The sequence below is a fragment of the Nocardia sp. NPDC051756 genome, assembly GCF_040681495.1.
In the GTDB taxonomy this organism is placed as follows: domain Bacteria; phylum Actinomycetota; class Actinomycetes; order Mycobacteriales; family Mycobacteriaceae; genus Nocardia.
Genome location: NZ_JBFAYV010000039.1, coordinates 1 through 1,791 on the forward strand (window position 1 = coordinate 1; position 1,791 = coordinate 1,791).

At 32.7% G+C, this 1,791-nt stretch carries 2 protein-coding genes and 1 pseudogene; 1 reads left to right on the forward strand and 2 read right to left on the reverse strand.

Going from position 1 to position 1,791, the window contains the following annotated elements; all coding sequences use genetic code 11:
• The coding region (locus AB0M22_RS45645; RefSeq protein ID WP_364740329.1) for an Nramp family divalent metal transporter at positions 1 to 819 on the reverse strand (819 nt) is incomplete at its 3' end.
• A 190-nt stretch (positions 820 to 1,009) separates the two neighbouring features.
• Positions 1,010 to 1,144, reverse strand: a pseudogene (locus AB0M22_RS45650) (IS3 family transposase); the annotation flags it as partial.
• A 377-nt stretch (positions 1,145 to 1,521) separates the two neighbouring features.
• Here AB0M22_RS45650 and mobC point away from each other — a divergent pair.
• A partial coding sequence (mobC, locus tag AB0M22_RS45655) for a plasmid mobilization relaxosome protein MobC (RefSeq protein ID WP_364740332.1) occupies positions 1,522 to 1,791 on the forward strand: 270 nt, incomplete at its 3' end.

Consider the following 1,791-nt stretch of genomic DNA (forward strand, 5'->3'; position numbering starts at 1 on the left):
AAATCTTACAGCATTGGCGATTTCATCTTCATCCGTACGATTTATCTTTCGAGTCTGAGACACAGCCGAATGTAGATATAAATTATGAGGCATAACGGTTGCACCAATAATCCCTAATGCACCAGTTAAAGGCGTTTGACCACCAATTGAATGTGTAGAGGAGAACGTTTCACCAGTCGGAACCAATCCTTTAAGTACATCCCCCCAATTAGGATCAGACAACGCTACTTGATAAACAAACACAAAAAGAATTACAAAAATCAAACAGACAACTATTGCTTCAATTTTTCTAAAACCAACTTTCGTTAACAACAATAATATTAAAACATCAAATACCGTAATAAAGACTGCGACGACAAGCGGAATATTAAAAAGTAAATAAAGAGCAATTGATGCGCCAATTACTTCCGCAATATCTGTTGCCATAATCGCTAATTCCGTTAAAATCCATAAAATGATTCCTAGTTTTTTACTCGTTCTCGCTCGAATTGCTTGAGCTAAATCCATTTGACTAACAATTCCCAATTTAGCAGCCATATATTGTAATAGCATTGCAATTAAACTAGACATTAAAATGACCGACATTAATAAATACTGGAAGTTTTGCCCACCCGTAATCGAAGTAGACCAGTTGCCTGGATCCATATATCCCACAGCAACTAATGCTCCCGGTCCAGAATAGGCGAACAGGGTTTTCCAAAAGCCTTTGCCTTTGGGTACCTCGACAGTTCCGTTAATTTCCTCTAAAGAGGGACCATTCGCATGCTGAATTAATCGAGGTTTGTGCTCTTTACCAGACTGACTTGTTGTATCTTTCAAAATATTTCCACCTTCCTTTAAGAATATTATAAGTATACACCTCTTTTTTATAAAATTAAAGCAAAATATTAGGCAAACCTAAAAAAAAATAAACATCGCCTAATTTAATATTATTTGCCTTCATTTCATTTGTATCGGAATGAATCAATTGTACACTGGACCAATGTCAAATATTTAGACACAAAATGAGCTATATTTTCTTAAAATAATTTTCTTCTTTCTGATTTGGAGTTAAACCCTTGTTGGCGGAATGAGGATTATAATTGTTATAAAATTGTTCGATGTATTCAAAGCAAGAGAGTTGAACTTCTTGAATGGAGTGATAAGTTCATAATTACATTAACGCAAAAAAATATGTTCAAACTTTGACCGAAGATGAAGTTAAAAATTTGTGTTTTGAAGTCAAAGATTTATACGAAGATGTCTTAAAAGAATTTGAAATTAAGCTCTAATTTTTTTCAAAAAGGGGGATTGGGGGACACCACCAAAAATAAAAATATTCGTCTGAAACGAACAAAAATAAAATTGGAAATTTTAGCTTTTGTGAGTGAAAGATGAATACTTTTTACTGTACTTGGGTACCCAAGTGCGAAGTTCACTAAAGACACTAACCCCCTATTTTGAGCTTTTAGAGTTGACAGATATTTGTGAGGTTGACAAGATGAAAATAATCGAAAATCGTGAGAGAAGTATACAGAAAAAATTTCTGTAAATGAAAAAGAGAACGAAAGAATTAAATTGATGATGAGAAAAACTGGTATCACTAATTTTTCTATTTTTGCTAGACGAGCCTGTTGCAATAAAGAGATTTTTTCTATTGATTTTTCAGAATATAAAAATATTATTTCTGAAATTTCTGCGACAAAATCTGAACTAAAACGTATCGGAAATAATATCAATCAAATTGCTAAACATTTAAACGAAAATAAAAATAATCAGACAAAAGAATGGATGTCTGATTATCAAAAGCAA